Source organism: Microbacterium enclense (assembly GCF_001456955.1).
Lineage (GTDB): Bacteria > Actinomycetota > Actinomycetes > Actinomycetales > Microbacteriaceae > Microbacterium > Microbacterium enclense.
Genome location: NZ_KQ758469.1, coordinates 130,951 through 147,068 on the forward strand (window position 1 = coordinate 130,951; position 16,118 = coordinate 147,068).

Here is a 16,118-nt window from a genome sequence, read left to right on the forward strand (position 1 = left end):
GGGGTCCCTGAGCCTGTCGAAGGGTCACGACGCCTCCCCCACGCACCGCACGACCTGCGTGCCCAGCGCGCCGATCGTCGCCGTCATGACGTCGCCGTCGCGGAGGAACCTCTTCCAGTGCTGCCCGTTGCCCGCGGGACTCCCGGTCAGCAGCAGGTCGCCGGGCAGCAGCGGGTGCGTCTGCGATGCGGCCGAGACGAGCGCCGGCACATCGAAGAGCAGGTCGGAGGTGTTGGCATCCTGCATCACCTGTCCGTTCAACTCGAGGCGCACGTCGGTGTCGGCCGGGTCGACGAAGCGCGCGGGCACGAGCAGAGGCCCCGTCGGCAGGAATCCGGGCGCGTTCTTCGCGCGGTACCAGTCGGTGCCGATCTCTTTCATGTCCTTGCGGAACACGAGGTCGCGCGTGGTGATGTCGTTGACGATGGTGTACCCGGCGACGTGGTCGAGCGCCTCCTCGCGCGACACGCGGAAGGCTTCCTTGCCGATCACGACGGCGAGCTCGAGCTCCCAGTCGTGCACGTCGCTGTAGCCCGGCAGCACGAGCGGCACGTCGTCGCCCACCACGCATGCCGGGAGCCCGATGAAGAAGTACGGCTCTCCGCTGCGGGCGCGCTCGTCCATCATGTCGGCGGCGAATGCGCGCGCCTCTTCGGGAGTACGGTCGGTGTTCTGCGTCAGGCCCGCGGCCACGAGCTGGATGACGTGCTCGCGGTAGTTGGCCCCGGTCTGCAGCACCTGCCGCGGCTCGACCGGCGCGGTGACGGTCACGTCGGAGAGCGGATGCCACGCGGCCGGCGCGTCCACCAGTGCGGCGATCCGATCCCAGTCGGGGTCGGAGAGGAAGTCGTTCAGACCCCCGCCCAGCTCGTCGGCGTCGAGCGGGCGGACGCGGTCGCCGGCCACGAGGCCGACGCGCACGGCATCCCCGTCGCGATAGCGGGCGAGTGCGTACGGTGCGGTGGTCATGGTGTTCCTCTCGTTCCCCGACCGGGATCGCCGGTCAGCCCCGGCCCTGGACGGCGTAGGGGTTGAGCAGGGCGTCCTTGATCTCGTCGGGCACGCCCTCTTCGGTGGCGCTGGGGCCGTCGGCGGGCGGGAACGACTCGGTCATCGACATCGGCATGGCGCCGTTGCGGTACATGTTGTTCGAGCCCAGCGAGGGCTTCCAGGTGTTGGCCTCCCAGTCGGGCACGTAGTTGCGGTAGCCGCCGGTGTTCAGCTCGATGCGCAGGCTCGAGGGCTCGCGGTAGTAGAGGAAGGTCTGCTCGCCGATGCCGTGGATGTTGGGGCCGTACTCGATCGGCACACCGTTCTCCATGAGCGTGTCGGCGGCGATGAGCAGCTCCTCGCGGGTGTCGACCCAGAAGGCGTAGTGGTTGATGCGGCCGGCGCGGGTCGAGCCGTCGAGCACGACGCCGAGGTCGTGCGACTTCTCATTGGTGGTGAGCACCGAGAACACCGAGATCGGCGCTTCGTCGAGCACGGTGCGCGCCATGAAGCGGAAGCCGAGCGTGTCGACGTACCACTGCACGAACGCGTCGACGTCGTTGGCCGCGACCGTGACGTGGTCGAGCTGGCGCGGGGCACCCGCGACGGGGCTGCGCTTCTCGGGGCGGTCGGGGTAGATCGAAGCGGTGTGCGGCTGGGCGCGGTGACGCTCGACGTCCCAGTGCAGGGTCATGTTGTGTCCCTGCGGGCCCGTGAAGCGGAACGCGCGACCGATGCCGCGGCCCTCGAACCATTCGCCCTCGACGCCGGCGGCCTGGACGCGCTTCGCCGCCTCCTCCAGGGCCTCGGCCGACGAGGTACGCCAGGCCATGGTCTCGAGGGCGGGCTCGTCGCCCTTCGCGACGACCACGGAGTACGCGTAGTAGTCACCCCAGCAGCGGAGGTAGACGCGGTCGTCTTCACGAGCGACCTCGGTCAGCCCCACCTGGTTGACGTAGAAGTCCACCGAGGCCTCGACATCAGGAGTCGTGATCGCGACGAACGACAGATGAGAGAGAAGCTTGATCATCTTCGATCCTTTCGGTGAATCGGGTCGTTCCGACTCTTCTTCCACTATCCGACCGAAGTCGGTATCAGGGAACCCGATCCTGTGGATGCCGAGTATCGGCGTGGCTGATCCGGACGCCCCGCCGAGCGCGTTCGACCACCGGAACGGTCACCGGGACGGGTGCCGGAGGACAGCGTCGTCGGCCGCGAGCTCGGCGAGGTCGCTCACGGCGGCGCCCGCCTCCGTGGCATCCAAGATCCGGCGCAGCGCGAGACGCTCGGGCGACTCGCGACGCACGGGCCGGATGCGGCGACCCTCCTCATCGTCGAACGCCACCTCCGGGAGCGGGGAGGCGGAGTCGACGCGCACCTCGAGACGCCGCGTCCCCAGCGCCGTGGCTGTCAGCGCGCCGCCCACTCCGCCGCCGATCGCTCGCGTCACGCTGACGCCGACGCCGCCCGGACCGCGCAGGGCCAGGGTCGTGGCCGCCGTCGCATCGGCACGGTCGACGACGCTCAGCGGGCCACCGGCGAGAACCCGCGCCCACCCGACGGCGTCGCGGAGGAGGGCCGCGGCATCCGTCCGCCCTCCCCAGGCGTCGATCACGATGTGACGGAGGGCGAGGGCCTCCGCGCCCGCGTCGGCGACGATGTCGGCACGAAGGCGGCGACGGACCACGGCGACCGGCACCCCGATCGCGGCGAGCCGATCGTGCGCAGCGACGGGTGCCGGGTCGGGCTCGTCGACGACGAAGGCCGACGCGTCGACGAGGCGCTCCCACCAGGCGCCGCGGCCCTCGACCACGCGGATCGCCTCGACGCCGGTACCGGGGCGCACTCGCGGGGCAAGCTCGGCCGTCGCCGCCCGGTAGGCGGCGAGGTCGGTCCACACCTCGCGCGGGGTCATCGCGCGCCCCCGTCTCGCACGACTCCCTCGCGTTCGGCTCCGTCGCGCGCTGTTCCCTTGCGCACGGCTCCCTCGCGCACGGCGTCGGCCGCGGCGTCGGCGATCGCCGTCACGAACGCGGCATCGGCGCGCAGCTCGTCGTACTCCATGGCCGCCTCCCCGCGCAGCAGCGCCGCGAGGGCGCGCCACTCCACCTCGTAGCCGTCGCGCCGGTCGATCGGGTAGACGGTCTGCACGCCCTGCGCATCTCGCACGGTGGTGCGCGCGCCCCCGACGTGGACGAAGGGAGGCGGGAACTCGACCTCGACCCGCGCGCCGGCGGTCGTCACGCTCACACGCCACAGCGAATCCGCTCCCTCGGGCAGCATCACCGTCGTGAACCGCACGAGCGCACCGTTCGCGCGCAGCGCGAGATCGAACCCGACGGGCGGCACGGGCCGCGCCCACACCAGCTCGGGCGTCGCGGGTACGAGGTCGCGCACGAGCGGCAGGTCGTGCACGCCGAGTCCCGCGACGAGCTGCCGCACGACCGCGGCACTCTGCTCGGGGTCGTCGAGGTCGAGGGGCGGCCGGCTCGGGGTTGTGCCTGCCGGCAGCGGCTCCGCCATCGTGAGCGCGTGATAGCGGTCGTTGGGCGAGAGGCACAGCGTCACGGTGACCGCCGAGATGCGACCGTCGAGAGCGCTCAGATGGTGCGTCGCCCGCCCCCATGCCGGATCGAAGAGATGGTTCGTGCCGACCACGAGCAGGGCGCCGACCGCGGCGCACTCCTCCACGAGTCGATCGGCTTCCTCCGCGGTGTCGGCGAGGGGCTTCTCGCAGAAGATGGCGCGCCGGCCGGCCGCGAGTGCGGCGCGCACGTGGTCCGCGTGCAGGGACGGCGGACTGCACACGGCGACGACGTCGACATCGGGGTCGGCGAGCAGCGCGTCGAGCCCCGTGGACGCGCGGGCACCGAAGCGCTCCGCGATCATCGCCGCTCGTCCGCTGCCGGCGTCGCTGACGTGCACCAGACGGAAGTCGCCGCCGACGCGCGCCAGGGTGGGCGCGTGCAACGCCGCCACACCGGGCCCCGATCCGATGATGCCCACGCCCCACGTCATGTCGGCCCCTTCGCCTACTTCAGCATTATTTATGCCGAAGTCGTCACGATAGGAACTATAGGTGACCAGGTTCCTGCGGGGCAGTGCGACTCTTATGTGAAGATCAACCCATGGCCAACGTCTCCACCCTTCGCTTCGGCGCACAGACCGACGAGGTCACGAGTCTGTTGCGCATCGTCAACATGGTCCGCCTCGGCGAAGCCGTGACCCGTCCCGAGATCGGTCGCGTGACGGGCCTCGGCCGCGGTGTCGTGGCTCAGCGCGTCGACCGCGCCGTCGAGATGGGCTTCCTCGAAGACGCCGAGTACGCGCCGTCCTCCGGCGGGCGCGCCCCGCGCACTCTGCGTTTCCGCGCCGAACGCGGGCGGATCGTGGTCTGCGCGCTCGGCGGACAGCACGTCCACGTCGGCGTGACCGACCTCGACGGCGAGATCCTCGACGAGGACCACCGGGTCTGGGACATCGCGCGCGGCCCCGAAGAGACTTTGGCCACCGCGACCGCGATGGTCGACGACCTTCTGGCCGCGGGGAACGGCAGCCCCGTGTGGGCGATCGTCGTGGGCCTGCCGGGCCCCGTCGACTTCGAGACGGGCCGCCCCGTCGCCCCGCCGATCATGCCGGGCTGGAACGGCTTCGACGTCCGCGGCGCGTTCGAGACGCGCTACGACGCGCCCGTCTGGGTCGACAACGACGTCAACCTCCTCGCCGCCGGCGAGCGCGCGCGCCGGCGCGACGAGGGCATCGACCTCATCTACTGCAAGGTCGGTACGGGCATCGGCGCGGGACTGGTCTCGCACGGGCGTCTGCACCGCGGTGCCAACGGCGCGGCCGGCGACATGGGCCATGTACGTGTTCCGGGCGCCGAGCAGGTCTGCCGCTGCGGCAAGATCGGCTGCCTCGAGGCCGTCGCCGGAGGCTGGGCGCTCGTGCGCGACGCAGGCGCCGCGATCGAGGGCGGTGCCACGGGAGCCCTCGCCGAGAGCGTGGCCGCCGGCGACGATCTGAGCCTCGAGAAGATCACTCTCGCGGCCAGCAGAGGCGACGCGCTGGCCATCTCGCTCGTCCAGGCGTCGGCCCGACAGGTCGGTGAGGCCGTGGCCGCGCTGGTCAACATGTTCAACCCGGGCCTCATCGTGATCGGCGGGGCCGTCGCCTCGACGGGCGAACTGTTCCTGGCCGAGGTGCGCCACCGCGTCTACGAGCTGTCACTCCCCCTGGCCACACGCGACCTCCTGATCAAGACGAGCGAGAACGACACGCGGGAGCCGGTGCGGGGCGGCGTCGACCTCGCCCTCGAGCAGCTGTTCGAGGTGAGCCTCCCCCGCTGGTTCGGCGAGGGCCGCCCGACGGTCGCCGCCGTGCACGGGTTGAGCGGCTAGCTTCTTCCTAATTCCGACATTAGTCGGTATGTTGTGAGCGGAAGCGTGCCGTGGGGTGCGCTGTGACACGAGGACGTGCCCGCCATGACCCTTTCCGCTCTCCGCGATGACGCCCTGCGCGCCACCGACGGTGTGACCGAGATCCGCCTCTCGCTGCCGTGGATCCGCTCGCTTCCCCTCGCGAGCCTCACCGACCCGGTCGTGCACCTCGACGGCGCACGGCACGAACCCGCCGTCGTCCTCGGCGCACGACGCGTGCCCGCCGCAGCGCTCCTCGACGAGGACGGCTGGTGGTATCTGCAGGACCGCGTGGTCCTGGAGATCCCGGATGCCGTGAGCCCCGGCATCCACGAGGTGTCGGTGTCGTTCCGCCTGGAGATCCCCTACCTGCCCGCGGGTCCGGACGCGCCCCTGCGCCTGCCGTTCTCCGTCACCCGGACCCTCGAAACCGGCGCCGCCGCCGCGACCGTCTCGCTCGACGTCGGAGTAGCCGCATGAGCCTGCCCCCCGGCTGGACCCTGTCGGCCAGTGCTTTCAACCTCACTCCCGCGGTGATCCGCGCCGAACGCACCGCCCCCGACCTCGCGCTCACCCTCGTCGAGCGGGGCGACGCGTCAGCCATCGAGATCGAGCTGGGGCAGATGTGGCGCGGATTCCCCGCGCCCGAGACGCACGAGGTCGAGGCGTTCCGCGCCCGGCTCGCCGCTGCGGGCGGGCGCGTCAGCATCGTCGGCGTCAGCATCGACGAGTACGACCGCGGACGACGGCGGACGGATGCCGAGCGCCGGGCGTTCCTCGAACCGCAGCTGCGGGCGGCGGCCTCGGCGGGAGCCGCGGGCGTGCGCCTGCCGATCGGCCAGGCCGGGGCGATGCTCGACGATCTGGTGCCCCTGCTCGAAGAGCTCGACCTCGTGCTCTACGAGGAGGCGCAGGGCCACGAGACGCCCGCCGCGCGCCCGGAGGCGTACGCGCGCATCGCCGAGCTCGACACCCCGCGCGTGCGACTGCTGCTCGACATCAGCATGCTCATGCCGGCCCTCCCGGTCACCTACCTGGAACGGCTCGAGCGCGGCGGAATCCCCGCCGATATCGCGCGACGCCTCCGCGACGAGTGGCGCGACCCCGCGACCCACGACGCGGTCGTCGGTCTGCTGCGTTCGGGCCATGTGCCCAGGCCGGTGCACACCCTCTACATGAACCTGCTCGTGCGCTTCGGGCGATCACGAGTGCAGGATCTGGCATCCGCTCTTCCTCTCCTCGGTGCGGTGCACCTGAAGTTCTGGGATCTCGACGATGCCGACGACCGAGTTTCCGACCCCCTTCGCGACGTGGGCGCCGCCCTCGCCGCGACGGGCTTCACCGGCACGCTCTGCAGCGAGTGGGGCGGCCAGGAGTGGCTCGACGACGACCCGTGGGAGATGACGTCTCGTCACCTCGCTCTGGCCGGCGCTCTCCTCTCCGACCGCCCCTCATCCGCATCCCTTCAGAGAGCGAGCGCGCAATGACCGACCGACCCATCAAGTGGAGCTACATGGACCACTGGCGGGCCCAGGGCCCCGCCGGACCTTACGACCAGTGGCAGTCCAAGCTGGCGATGAAGCGCTTCCTGCAGCAGGTGGCCGCCGTCGGGTTCGACGCCATCGACACCTTCGACTTCCGCATCTGGCAGATCTTCGAGCAGTACGGCTCGGTCGCGAACTATCAGGAGTTCGTGCAGGAGCAGGGCTTGGAGCGCATCGTCAATACGTTCCACGGCGTCTACTACTCGCCCGACCGCTACGCGCCCGAAGTACCGGCGACGCACGGCACGATCCTCGAGGACTTCCGGCGGACGCTCGACATGTGGTCGGGCATCCAGCTCGACAACATCATCGTCATGCCCGGGTCCCGTTACTTCGACGAGGCGGGCGTCCCCGACGACGGCCTCAAGCACGCGGCCGACATCTGGGGCAAGGTCGGCGAGCTCACGCAGCAGTACGGCGTCAACCTCACCTGCCACCACGAGTTCTACGCCGGCATCCGCACGCGCGACCAGATCGACCGCTTCTACTCGTACGCCGACCCGCGCTACGTGAAGTTCTTCGTCGACACCGCGCAGCACTGCATCGCCGACGTCGACCCCGTCGACGTCTACGAGAAGCATCACGAGCGCGTGACGGGCTTCCACTTCAAAGACACGCGGCACAAAGACACGAACGAGGACTACCGGATGTTCCCGGATGCCGAGGTCTCGGCGAAGACGACCGAGAAGTGGTTCTACGAGATGGGCACCGACGAGGGCCTCGTCGACTTCGAGGCGATGATGCGCTCGGTGCGCGACAACGGCTACACCGGCTGGATCAGCGTCGAGCACGACAAAGCCGACAAGCTCGGCGGCGACTACGCCGAGAGCACGGCGATCTCACGCTGGTACGCCAAGAACGTGCTGGACGGCATCTACAACGAGGAGGTCGCGCGATGAGCGACGTGCGCTGGGCCTACGCCATCAACCAGTGGGACACGAACATCGACTCGTTCGTGCGCGAACGCGAGCACGAGCGGGCGTTCAAGACGGCATCCATCAGCGGCTTCGCAGGGGTGGAGCTGACCGCCGAGAGCTTCGGCGCGTGGGAGCCGCTGGGCACGCCCCAGCAACTCGCCGACCTGTACGGGTCGGTCGAGCAGTTCGGCGAGTTCCTCTCCTCGTGCGCGATCGAGGCGGTGAGCAGCTACGTCTACGACCCCTCCGTCGGCTTCGAGGTCGAGATGGGGCGCGGCCCCGACCCCCTCGATCCGGCGTCGGTCGACCAGATCGTGCGCACTGCGCGGTGGTTCGCGGATGCCATCCGCCGGCTGGGTGGGAGCGTGCTGGTCGTGCGCGCCGCGCCGTCGGCGTGGCAGACGGGCGCTCTGTCAGCCGAGCAGATCGGTGTGCTCGCCACCCTGTGGAACACCGTCGGCGCGGCCATCGCCGCGGACGGCGTCGCCCTCGGCCTGCACGTCGACTTCCTGTCCGCGCTGCGGCTCGACGATGGCATCTCGCGCCTGTTGGAGGCGACGGATGCCGAGAAAGTCGGCCTCGCGATCGACACGGCGGAGTACGCGATCGCGGGCATCGACCCGGTCGCGTTCTACCGGCGTCACGCCGACCGCGTGGTGCACGTGCAGCTGAAGGACGCGCGCGAGACGGTCGACGACGCCGAGGCGAGCACCCCGCACGCCGAGCAGTTCATCCGCACCGAGGGCGGCTCGCGGAAGATCCTCCGTTGGTTCTACGAGCCCAGCGACGAACGCGCGCTCGTCGACTTCGAGGGCTTCGTCGGCGCCCTGGCCGAGCACGGCTACCGCGGCTGGATCGTGGTCGAGTCCGACCAGAGCCCGCACCCGGCCGAGAGCACGATGGTCGCCGGCTGGTACGTGCAGAAGGTGCTGCGGCCGGTCCTCGAGGGGGCGCGCGTCCGCGCCTGACCTCGCCCGCGGCCGACCGGGGCTGCGGTCGCACGGGCTCCGTGCCGCCGCCGCCTCGGTCGCTGCCGCCGTCACGAGAACAGGGCGATGCCACGAGAACAGGGCGATGCCACGAGAACAGGGCGATTCGCACCGAGACGGCCTGTTCCGGTGACATCGCCTGTTCTCGTCGCAGCGCGCGACCCGCCGCCCGCAGCCGCCGCCGGCGCCCCCACGCCGACGGCGGCGCGAGCCCCCGCGCGTCACCCCTCGCCGTTGTAGTACGGCCAGGGGTTGATGCGACGGTCGCCGCGGCGGTCGGGGCCGGTCAGCGTGACCTCGCCGGTCGCCGCCCATTCCACGCCCCGGGGGAACATGCGGATGAACTCGATACGGCGGAACGTGTCGATGTCGTGGCCGATGGTGATCGTGAACGAGCGGCCCGCGCCGTACTCGTTGATCCACGCCAGCGGCTGCTCCGTGTTAATCCCGGGCAGGGCGGCGATGCCCTCCGGCGGGATATCCACCGGGTAGTGCGGCATCGGCCAGACCGGCGCCTTCTCGTAGGCCTCGAGGTCGTCGAAGGTCGTCAGCAGCACCTGCGCACCCTCGTACATCTGCACGCCGACGAGGATGTCGTCGCCGGTGACGGTCCACGTGGCGTTGATGCCCTCGGTGATGGGATGCCGCGGCTCGACGGTGTGCAGCTGCGCCTCGCCCCACGGGCGGGGGCGCAGTCCCGTCTCCCAGGCGCTGAGCTTGGCTCCGCGCATGACGTTGTACTCCTCGGGGTAGCCCCAGCGGTCCTCCTGAGCTGCGGAGCCGTGGAACCAGACGATCCCCTTGCCTTCGTCGTGCACGAAGCGCAGGATCGCGGCATCCGTCTCGGCGCCGAAGCCGGTCGCCATGTCGTGGTAGCCGTCGCGCCCCTCGAAGATGACGATGAGCACGTCGTACTTGTCGATGACGCTCGCGGGCAGACCCCTCGGGTCTTCGACGACGCGGACCTTGAAGCGCCCGGTGTCTTCGAGCAGCGTGGTGATCCACTGGTTGTGCAGGCGGAAGCTGCGGTGGGCGTTGTCGTGCTCGATGGTCATGTGCCCCGAGAGGATCAACACGTTCAGGACGTCGGTCATCGATCAGCCCTTCTGAGAGAAAGCCGCGTCGAAGAGCTGGTGCGGCGGGGTGATCTCGCCGAGCTTGCGCACGAAGGCGAGGGCTTCGGGGCCGCCGACGAGGCGGTCCATGCCGGCGTCCTCCCACTCCACGCTCGTGGGGCCGTCGTAGCCGATCGCGTTGAGCGCGCGGAAGAGCGGCTCCCAGGGCACGTCGCCGTGACCGGTCGAGACGAACGTCCATCCACGGCGCGGGTTGTCCCACGACAAGTGCGAGCCGAGCACGCCGTTGCGCCCGTCGAGGTTGGTCGTCGACTCCTTGCAGTGCACGTGGAAGATGTGCTCGGCGAAGTCGAGCACGAACGCGACCGAGTCGAGCTGCTGCCACACGAAGTGCGAGGGGTCGAAGTTGAAGCCGAAGCTCTTGCGGTGCCCGATGGCATCCAGCGTCTTCTTCGCGGTCCAGTAGTCGTAGGCGATCTCGGACGGGTGCACCTCGAGCGCGAAGCGCACGCCGACCTCCTCGAACACGTCGAGGATCGGATGCCAACGAGCGGCGAAGTCCGCGTATCCTCGCTCGATCATGGCGTCGGAGGCCGGCGGGAACATCGCGACGTACTTCCAGATGCTCGAGCCGGTGAAGCCGGTCACGGTCTTCACCCCGAGTTTCGCGGCGAAGCGCGCCGTGTTCTCGAGATCCTCGGCCGCGCGCTGCCGCACCCCCTCGGCATCCCCGTCGCCCCAGACGCGCGACGGGACGATGTCGTGGTGGCGCTCGTCGATGGGGTCGTCGCACACGGCCTGGCCGACCAGGTGGTTGGAGATCGTCCATACCTTCAGGCCGTTGCGCTCGAGGATGTCGAGCCGTGATTGCACGTAGTCGGCGTCATCCCACCGAGAGACGTCGATGTGGTCGCCCCAGCAGGCGATCTCGAGGCCGTCGTAGCCCCACTCCCCCGCGAGACGCGCGACCTCTTCGAAGGGCAGGTCGGCCCACTGGCCGGTGAACAGGGTGATCGGGCGGGCCATGGCGGGTCCTTTGCGCGGGAGGGACGGAAAGTCAGAGGGCGGGAACGGGGGCGCCCACGCGGGTCCAGGCGGACTCGGCGGCGCTGCTGCGCTCGACGGCGTCGAGCACGCGCTGCACGCGCAGACCCTCGTCGAACGAGGAGTGCGGGTCGGTGCCGGCGTCGATACCCTCGACGAGGTCGACGACCTGGTGGCTGAAGCCGTGCTCGTAGCCGAGCATGTGCCCCGCGGGCCACCATGCCGAGACGTACGGGTGCCGGGCCTCGGTGACGAGGATCTGCGTGAAGCCCTGACGCCCCTCGGGCGCCGTGCGGTCGTAGAAGCGCAGGCTGTTGAGGTCTTCGAGGTCGAACGCGAGCGCACCCCGGTCGCCCGACACCTCGATGGTCAGAGCGTTCTTGCGGCCGGTCGCGAAGCGGGTGGCCTCGAACGAGGCGAGCGCGCCGTTCGCGAGGCGGCCGGTGAAGAGGGCGACGTCATCGACGGTGACCGCCCCCTTCTCGGCGGCGCCGACGCCCTTCGTCAGCCCCATCGAGCCGTCGGCGGGGAGCGGGCGTTCTTTCACGATCGTGTCGATCGTTCCCGACACCCGCTCCACGCCGAGGCCGGTGACGAACTGGGTCATGTCGATGATGTGCGCGCCGATGTCACCGAGAGCGCCCGAGCCGGCGTGCTCCTTCTGCAGGCGCCACGCGAGCGGCGTCTCGGGGTCGACCAACCAGTCCTGCCGGTACGCCGCGCGCACCTGCTGGACCGTGCCAACGGCGCCCTCGGCGATCATGTCGCGCAGCAGCGTGACGGCGGGGACCCGGCGGTACGTGAACCCCACCATCGACCGGATGCCACGCACCCGCGCCCGCGCGGCGGCCTCGGCCATCGCCTCGGCTTCGGCGACCGTGTTGGCCAGCGGCTTCTCGCACAGGACGTGCTTGCCCGCGTCGAGGGCCGCGATGGCGATCTCGGCGTGGGATTCCCCGGGGGTGACGATGTCGACGATGTCGATGTCGTCACGGGTGACGACCTCGCGCCAGTCGGTGGCCGACTCGGCCCAGCCCCACTTCTCGGCGGCCGAGGCCACGGCATCCGCGTTGCGTCCGACCACCACGGTCATCTCGACCGCGCGCGGAAGGTCGAACATGCGCGGCGCCTGGCGCCACCCGACGGAGTGCGCGGCCCCCATGAAGCCGTAGCCGATCATGGCGACACGTAGGGGTCCCCGAGCCTGTCGAAGGGGCCCCTGAACCTGTCGAAGGGTCACGACAGCACCAGCTCGCGCTCGACCGGAACGCGGTTCGTGACGTATCGCCCGGGGCCGCCGTCGACGCCGGGCATGATCTGCATGTAGAGCAGGCGCATCGTGAGCACGACCTCGACGGTGACCTTCTCGCCCGCGGCCGGCGGGGTGTCGAGGTGGATGAGCACGTCGGGGCGGTCGGCGACGAACCACAGCGTCTCGGACTGCTCGGGCAGGTCTTCGACGCGGTACTCGCGCCCCTCGAGGGCGAAGCGCAGGTCGTCCTTCGGCACCACCGCACCGTCGACCGTGACCGCGACGTCGTCGACGGCCGACAGCCAGAGGCTGCGGTACCAGGGCAGCTGCACCGAGACCGCGAGGCCGTCGTCGGTGCGACGGACGTCTTTCTCGGCGAAGAGCGAGTTGTGGGTGGCCATGGTGTCTCTCAGGCGTAGGTGTCGGAGAAGCTCTGGTGCGCGACCGGCGGCGCGGGCTCGAGCTTCTGCGTGGTCTCGGGGCTGTACGGGTGGTTCTTCGACGGCACCGGCTCGTCGGCCGGGGGCATGAAGACGGGCTTGCCGTCGTCGCCGAAGTACATGAGGTCGAGGTCGAACGCGCCCTGATTCTTCAGGCCGAAGCTGACCCAGTTCTCCTCGAACGGCGCACGAGCGAGCTCGTAGCAGCGGAACTTCCAGAACTTCCACTCGCCGTCCTGCTTGAGGAAGTCGATCGCGTACTTGCACCAGACCCAGTGGGCCCAGACCTTCTTGCCGAGCACCTCCTCGGGCGAATACATGTCGGGGAACGCCTCGGCGACCTTGGGGTCGGTCAGACCCGACTCGGTGCCGGCCATCATCCAGACGCCCGTTGCGGTCTTGCCGTCGCCGGCGACCTCGATCACCGGGGTGTTGGTGGCGTGCAGGATGAGCTTTCCCTCGGGGTGGGGGCGTCCGCGGTGGTAGTCGGTCACGCTCTGCCACGTCGTGTACTGACCGGCGTTGGTGTAACGCGCGCGGATGCCCTCGGTGCCCTCCTTCACCCACAGCGGGATGATCTGCTCGTCCTCGAAGGCGTTGTGCAGGTACATGTAGCGGTTGAAGAGGTTCTCGACCTGGCCGCGGTCCTCGGCGCGCTGCGCGAGGGCGTGCGCTGCCTCGATCTGTTCGCGCAGGCGCGCGACTTCGGCGACGAGCTCGGAGACGGATGCTTCGGCGGTGGTGTTCGACATGATCACTCCTTCGTGTGGTCGGGGGTCACGCGGGCTGACGCGCCGCGACGGTGTCTTCGATGGCTGTGCGCATCAGCGCGTGCTGCTTCTTGACGAGGTCGATGGGGTCGCTCTCACCGAGGTCGCTGAAGGCGTGGCCCTCCCACTCGCTCGAGAGGTAGCCCTCGTACCCGCCGATCACGAACTGCTTCACGATGCGGGGGATGTCCATGGCGGGTTCTTCGCCGTCGGCGCCGATGTCGTAGAACTTCGCGTGCACGTGGAAGATCTGCGGCATGATGTCGAGCCACTCCTCCGGCGGCACGAGCCCGTGCATGTTGAACGCGAGGCGCGTGAAGGGCCCGAACCGCAGGGGGTCGACGCCCTCGCCCGTGAGGTAGTCCTCGAACTTCTGGTTGCGCACGTGCATGGGGGTCGGCTCGTGCCAGATCTCCTCCATGACGGGGAAGTGCTTCTCGTCCATGCCCATCTGCGCGAGCGTGCGCAACAGCGTCGGCGAGAGGGAGTGCATGGTCGAGGAGAAGTCGGCGGTGAACCCGAGGCGGTCGCTTCCGAGCTCCTCGTACACCTCGCGGATCTCGAGCACCTTGGGGTCGTTCGGGCCCGAGGGCGCGTGGATCTCGTAGCCGAGCTTCTGGTCGTATTCCTCGGCGAGGGGGAGCAGACTCCGCAGCAGTTCCTTGCCGGCGGAGCGGATGACCACCCTCTTGAAGCCGAGCGTGTGCGCCGACTTCAGCTGGCGTGCGAAGAAGTCGTGCTCCTCGTCGGGGGTCATGTCGCGGTCCTTGCGCCGACCCATGTCGAGGTTCGTGCCCACGGCGCTGGGTTCGAGACCGTGGGTCTCGAGCGCGTCGAACCAGAGCTTCACGAACTCGGCGTCCACGTCGGGGTACGAGCGCAGCAGCTGTGCGAAGTTGAACTCGACGCCGGGGCCGATCCCCTGGTCGTGCACCTCTTCGATGAGGGTCTCGGGCGTGTAGAGGCCCGCGGCGAACTCGCTCGTCATCGAGTAGAGCGTCGTGCCGAGTTTGATGCCCGTTCCGGCGATGCCGTCGGTGTCCGTCATGTCGTCGTCCCGGAGGGTCAGGCGCGCACCGCGTGCGCGAGGTGGGTGTCGAGGGCGCCGCGGGCCTCTGCCGCATCCGTGATCATCCGTGATCCGGCGGCCTCGGCGGCGGTGCGCTGGAGGGCCTGCTCACCGCGGATGATCTCGAAGGGGTTCTGCCAGTGGTTCCAGTGCCAGCCCTCGTACTCGCTCGAGACGGCGCCGCTATAGCCGTTCTCGACCAGCAACGTGATGAGGTCGGCGACGGGCACCGACGGCTCGTTCCCGTTCTCGTCGATGCCGAAGAACTTGCCGTGCACGTGCTTCACCCACGGCATGATCTCGAGCCAGTCGTCCACGCGCGCCGGGCCGAACAGTCCGGTGCCGTTGATGCCCATGTCGATGCCGAGGTCGGGGCGGCCGTGCTGGTGGGCGAGGCCGATGAAGCGCCCGAAGCGCTGGCCGTGGTCGGCCTGGTCAGCGGGCGGGCCCTGCTCGTAGTACTCGTCCCAGAGGGCGACGACGGCCGACAGCAGCTCCTCCGACGCACCGCGGCGGCGATAGGCCTCGAGGAGCGAGGGGGCGAAGCCGGTCACGGTGGCACCCCAGTCCATGGTGAAGCCGAGGAAGGGCGAGCCGACCTTCTCGTAGCGGTCGCGGAGCGCGAGGATGCGCGGGTGCGACGCGTACTGGTCGGCATGCACCTCGAGGGCGAGAGTGACGCCGTACTCCTCGGCGATGGGGGCGAGCGCCTCCATCGAGTCGGGAGTGATGGAGATCTGCACGCGCGCGATGGGGAAGCCGAGCTTCGCCGCGGCGGCGATCTGCTTGCGCATGTAGGCGAGCAGCTCGTCCTGGTCCATCAGCTTGTCGGGACGCAGACCGATGTCGGCGTTGACGGCGAGGGAGGTGCGCACCAGGCCCACCTCGTCGACGAGATCGGAGAAGCGACCGGCGAAACGGTCGTCGATCTCGGGGAACCCGCGGAAGCTCGAGAACCCGATGATCTCGAGGCCCGGACCGAAGCCTTCCGCCGCGGTCTTGCGGATGAGCTGATCGAGGTCGTACTGACGGCCGTGGAAGGCCCGGGTGAAGCTGTAGAGCGTGACGCCCTGGATGGGCGTGCCGAGCTCGGGTCCCTGAGCCTGTCGATGGGGTCCCTGAGCCTGTCGAAGGGTCATGCGCGGGCCTCCTCGACCTGGCGGGCGGTCATCGTCTTGCTGTCGTGCTCCTCGATGTGCAGCACCTGATCGTCGGCGATGATGATGTACGGGATGTACAGCTCGAGGTCGACGCGCACCTCGTGCTCCCCGGCATCCACCGCCACCTCTGCGGAAAGGACGGCGGAGTCGGTGGGGAACCACCACTGGTCGGTGTTCGTCTTCATCTCGGCGAAGGTGAACTCCTCACCGTTCATCTGCCAGCGCAGGGAGTCCGCGGGCGCCTCCACGCCATCGACGGCGAGCTTCGCGCCGGAGATGCAGGATGCCGGCAGAGCCCGGTACCAGGGCAGACGAACCTCCACCGATGCGCGGCCGCCGTCGGCGATGAGCGTCCCCTGCTCGATGATGCGATCCGGGATCACGATGACCTCCTCGTCGGTGCGGCCGGAGCCGCGAACTTCTTTGTTCTGGTTCCTACATACTAATGTCGT

The 16,118-nt window shown here is 69.7% G+C and carries 17 protein-coding genes; 5 read left to right on the forward strand and 12 right to left on the reverse strand.

Annotated features, from left to right (window positions below):
• Positions 1–24: 24 nt before the first annotated feature.
• The 4 genes from AS029_RS06490 to AS029_RS06505 all read right to left on the reverse strand — a co-directional run bounded on the left by AS029_RS06490 (position 25) and on the right by AS029_RS06505 (position 4,008).
• On the reverse strand, positions 25–969 hold the full coding sequence (locus tag AS029_RS06490; RefSeq protein WP_058231784.1) for a fumarylacetoacetate hydrolase family protein: 945 nt from the start codon (positions 967–969) through the stop codon (positions 25–27).
• A 34-nt stretch (positions 970–1,003) separates the two neighbouring features.
• The gene (locus AS029_RS06495; RefSeq protein ID WP_058231785.1) at positions 1,004–2,020 is read right to left on the reverse strand and encodes a VOC family protein; all 1,017 of its coding nucleotides are present in this window, start codon (positions 2,018–2,020) and stop codon (positions 1,004–1,006) included.
• A 147-nt stretch (positions 2,021–2,167) separates the two neighbouring features.
• Positions 2,168–2,905 (reverse strand): hypothetical protein, encoded by a 738-nt coding sequence (locus tag AS029_RS06500; protein ID WP_058231786.1) that lies wholly within the window; start codon positions 2,903–2,905, stop codon positions 2,168–2,170.
• On the reverse strand, positions 2,902–4,008 hold the full coding sequence (locus tag AS029_RS06505) for a Gfo/Idh/MocA family protein (protein ID WP_058231787.1): 1,107 nt from the start codon (positions 4,006–4,008) through the stop codon (positions 2,902–2,904). Before AS029_RS06505 ends, AS029_RS06500 begins: the two co-directional genes overlap by 4 nt.
• Positions 4,009–4,118: 110 nt before the next feature.
• On the opposite strand from AS029_RS06505, the gene AS029_RS06510 reads away from it, so the two are divergent.
• The 5 genes from AS029_RS06510 to AS029_RS06530 all read left to right on the forward strand — a co-directional run bounded on the left by AS029_RS06510 (position 4,119) and on the right by AS029_RS06530 (position 8,834).
• Positions 4,119–5,387 (forward strand): ROK family protein, encoded by a 1,269-nt coding sequence (locus tag AS029_RS06510; protein WP_058231788.1) that lies wholly within the window; start codon positions 4,119–4,121, stop codon positions 5,385–5,387.
• 84 nt (positions 5,388–5,471) lie between these two features.
• Positions 5,472–5,885 carry a hypothetical protein gene (locus AS029_RS06515; RefSeq protein ID WP_058232045.1) on the forward strand — a complete coding sequence of 138 codons (414 nt, stop codon included), beginning with the start codon at positions 5,472–5,474 and terminating at the stop codon, positions 5,883–5,885.
• Entirely contained in the window at positions 5,882–6,892 is a 1,011-nt protein-coding gene (locus AS029_RS06520) for a hypothetical protein (protein ID WP_058231789.1), read from the forward strand. The genes AS029_RS06515 and AS029_RS06520 overlap by 4 nt, the downstream gene beginning before the upstream one ends.
• Positions 6,889–7,848: a sugar phosphate isomerase/epimerase family protein gene (locus AS029_RS06525; RefSeq protein WP_058231790.1), complete on the forward strand. Its 960-nt coding sequence runs from the start codon at positions 6,889–6,891 to the stop codon at positions 7,846–7,848. The genes AS029_RS06520 and AS029_RS06525 overlap by 4 nt, the downstream gene beginning before the upstream one ends.
• Positions 7,845–8,834, forward strand: a complete 990-nt coding sequence (locus AS029_RS06530; protein WP_058231791.1) for a sugar phosphate isomerase/epimerase family protein — start codon at positions 7,845–7,847, stop codon at positions 8,832–8,834. The genes AS029_RS06525 and AS029_RS06530 overlap by 4 nt, the downstream gene beginning before the upstream one ends.
• A 242-nt stretch (positions 8,835–9,076) precedes the next feature.
• On the opposite strand, the gene AS029_RS06535 is transcribed toward AS029_RS06530, so the two are convergent.
• From AS029_RS06535 to AS029_RS06570, 8 genes are read right to left on the reverse strand one after another with little or no spacing between them, the layout of a single operon-like run.
• The gene (locus AS029_RS06535; protein ID WP_058231792.1) at positions 9,077–9,949 is read right to left on the reverse strand and encodes a ThuA domain-containing protein; all 873 of its coding nucleotides are present in this window, start codon (positions 9,947–9,949) and stop codon (positions 9,077–9,079) included.
• A gap of 3 nt (positions 9,950–9,952) precedes the next feature.
• Entirely contained in the window at positions 9,953–10,957 is a 1,005-nt protein-coding gene (locus tag AS029_RS06540; protein ID WP_058231793.1) for a sugar phosphate isomerase/epimerase family protein, read from the reverse strand.
• 31 nt (positions 10,958–10,988) lie between these two features.
• Positions 10,989–12,155 (reverse strand): Gfo/Idh/MocA family protein, encoded by a 1,167-nt coding sequence (locus tag AS029_RS06545; protein ID WP_058231794.1) that lies wholly within the window; start codon positions 12,153–12,155, stop codon positions 10,989–10,991.
• Positions 12,156–12,211: 56 nt separating this feature from the next.
• On the reverse strand, positions 12,212–12,628 hold the full coding sequence (locus AS029_RS06550; protein ID WP_058231795.1) for a C-glycoside deglycosidase beta subunit domain-containing protein: 417 nt from the start codon (positions 12,626–12,628) through the stop codon (positions 12,212–12,214).
• Positions 12,629–12,636: 8 nt separating this feature from the next.
• Entirely contained in the window at positions 12,637–13,419 is a 783-nt protein-coding gene (locus tag AS029_RS06555) for a nuclear transport factor 2 family protein (RefSeq protein WP_058231796.1), read from the reverse strand.
• A 25-nt stretch (positions 13,420–13,444) separates the two neighbouring features.
• Positions 13,445–14,485, reverse strand: coding sequence for a sugar phosphate isomerase/epimerase family protein (locus tag AS029_RS06560; RefSeq protein WP_058231797.1), 1,041 nt, complete (start codon positions 14,483–14,485; stop codon positions 13,445–13,447).
• A 17-nt stretch (positions 14,486–14,502) separates the two neighbouring features.
• Complete coding sequence (locus AS029_RS06565) at positions 14,503–15,645, reverse strand: sugar phosphate isomerase/epimerase family protein (RefSeq protein WP_058231798.1); 1,143 nt, start codon at positions 15,643–15,645, stop codon at positions 14,503–14,505.
• The gene (locus AS029_RS06570) at positions 15,642–16,049 is read right to left on the reverse strand and encodes a C-glycoside deglycosidase beta subunit domain-containing protein (RefSeq protein WP_058231799.1); all 408 of its coding nucleotides are present in this window, start codon (positions 16,047–16,049) and stop codon (positions 15,642–15,644) included. Before AS029_RS06570 ends, AS029_RS06565 begins: the two co-directional genes overlap by 4 nt.
• Positions 16,050–16,118 lie beyond the last annotated feature (69 nt).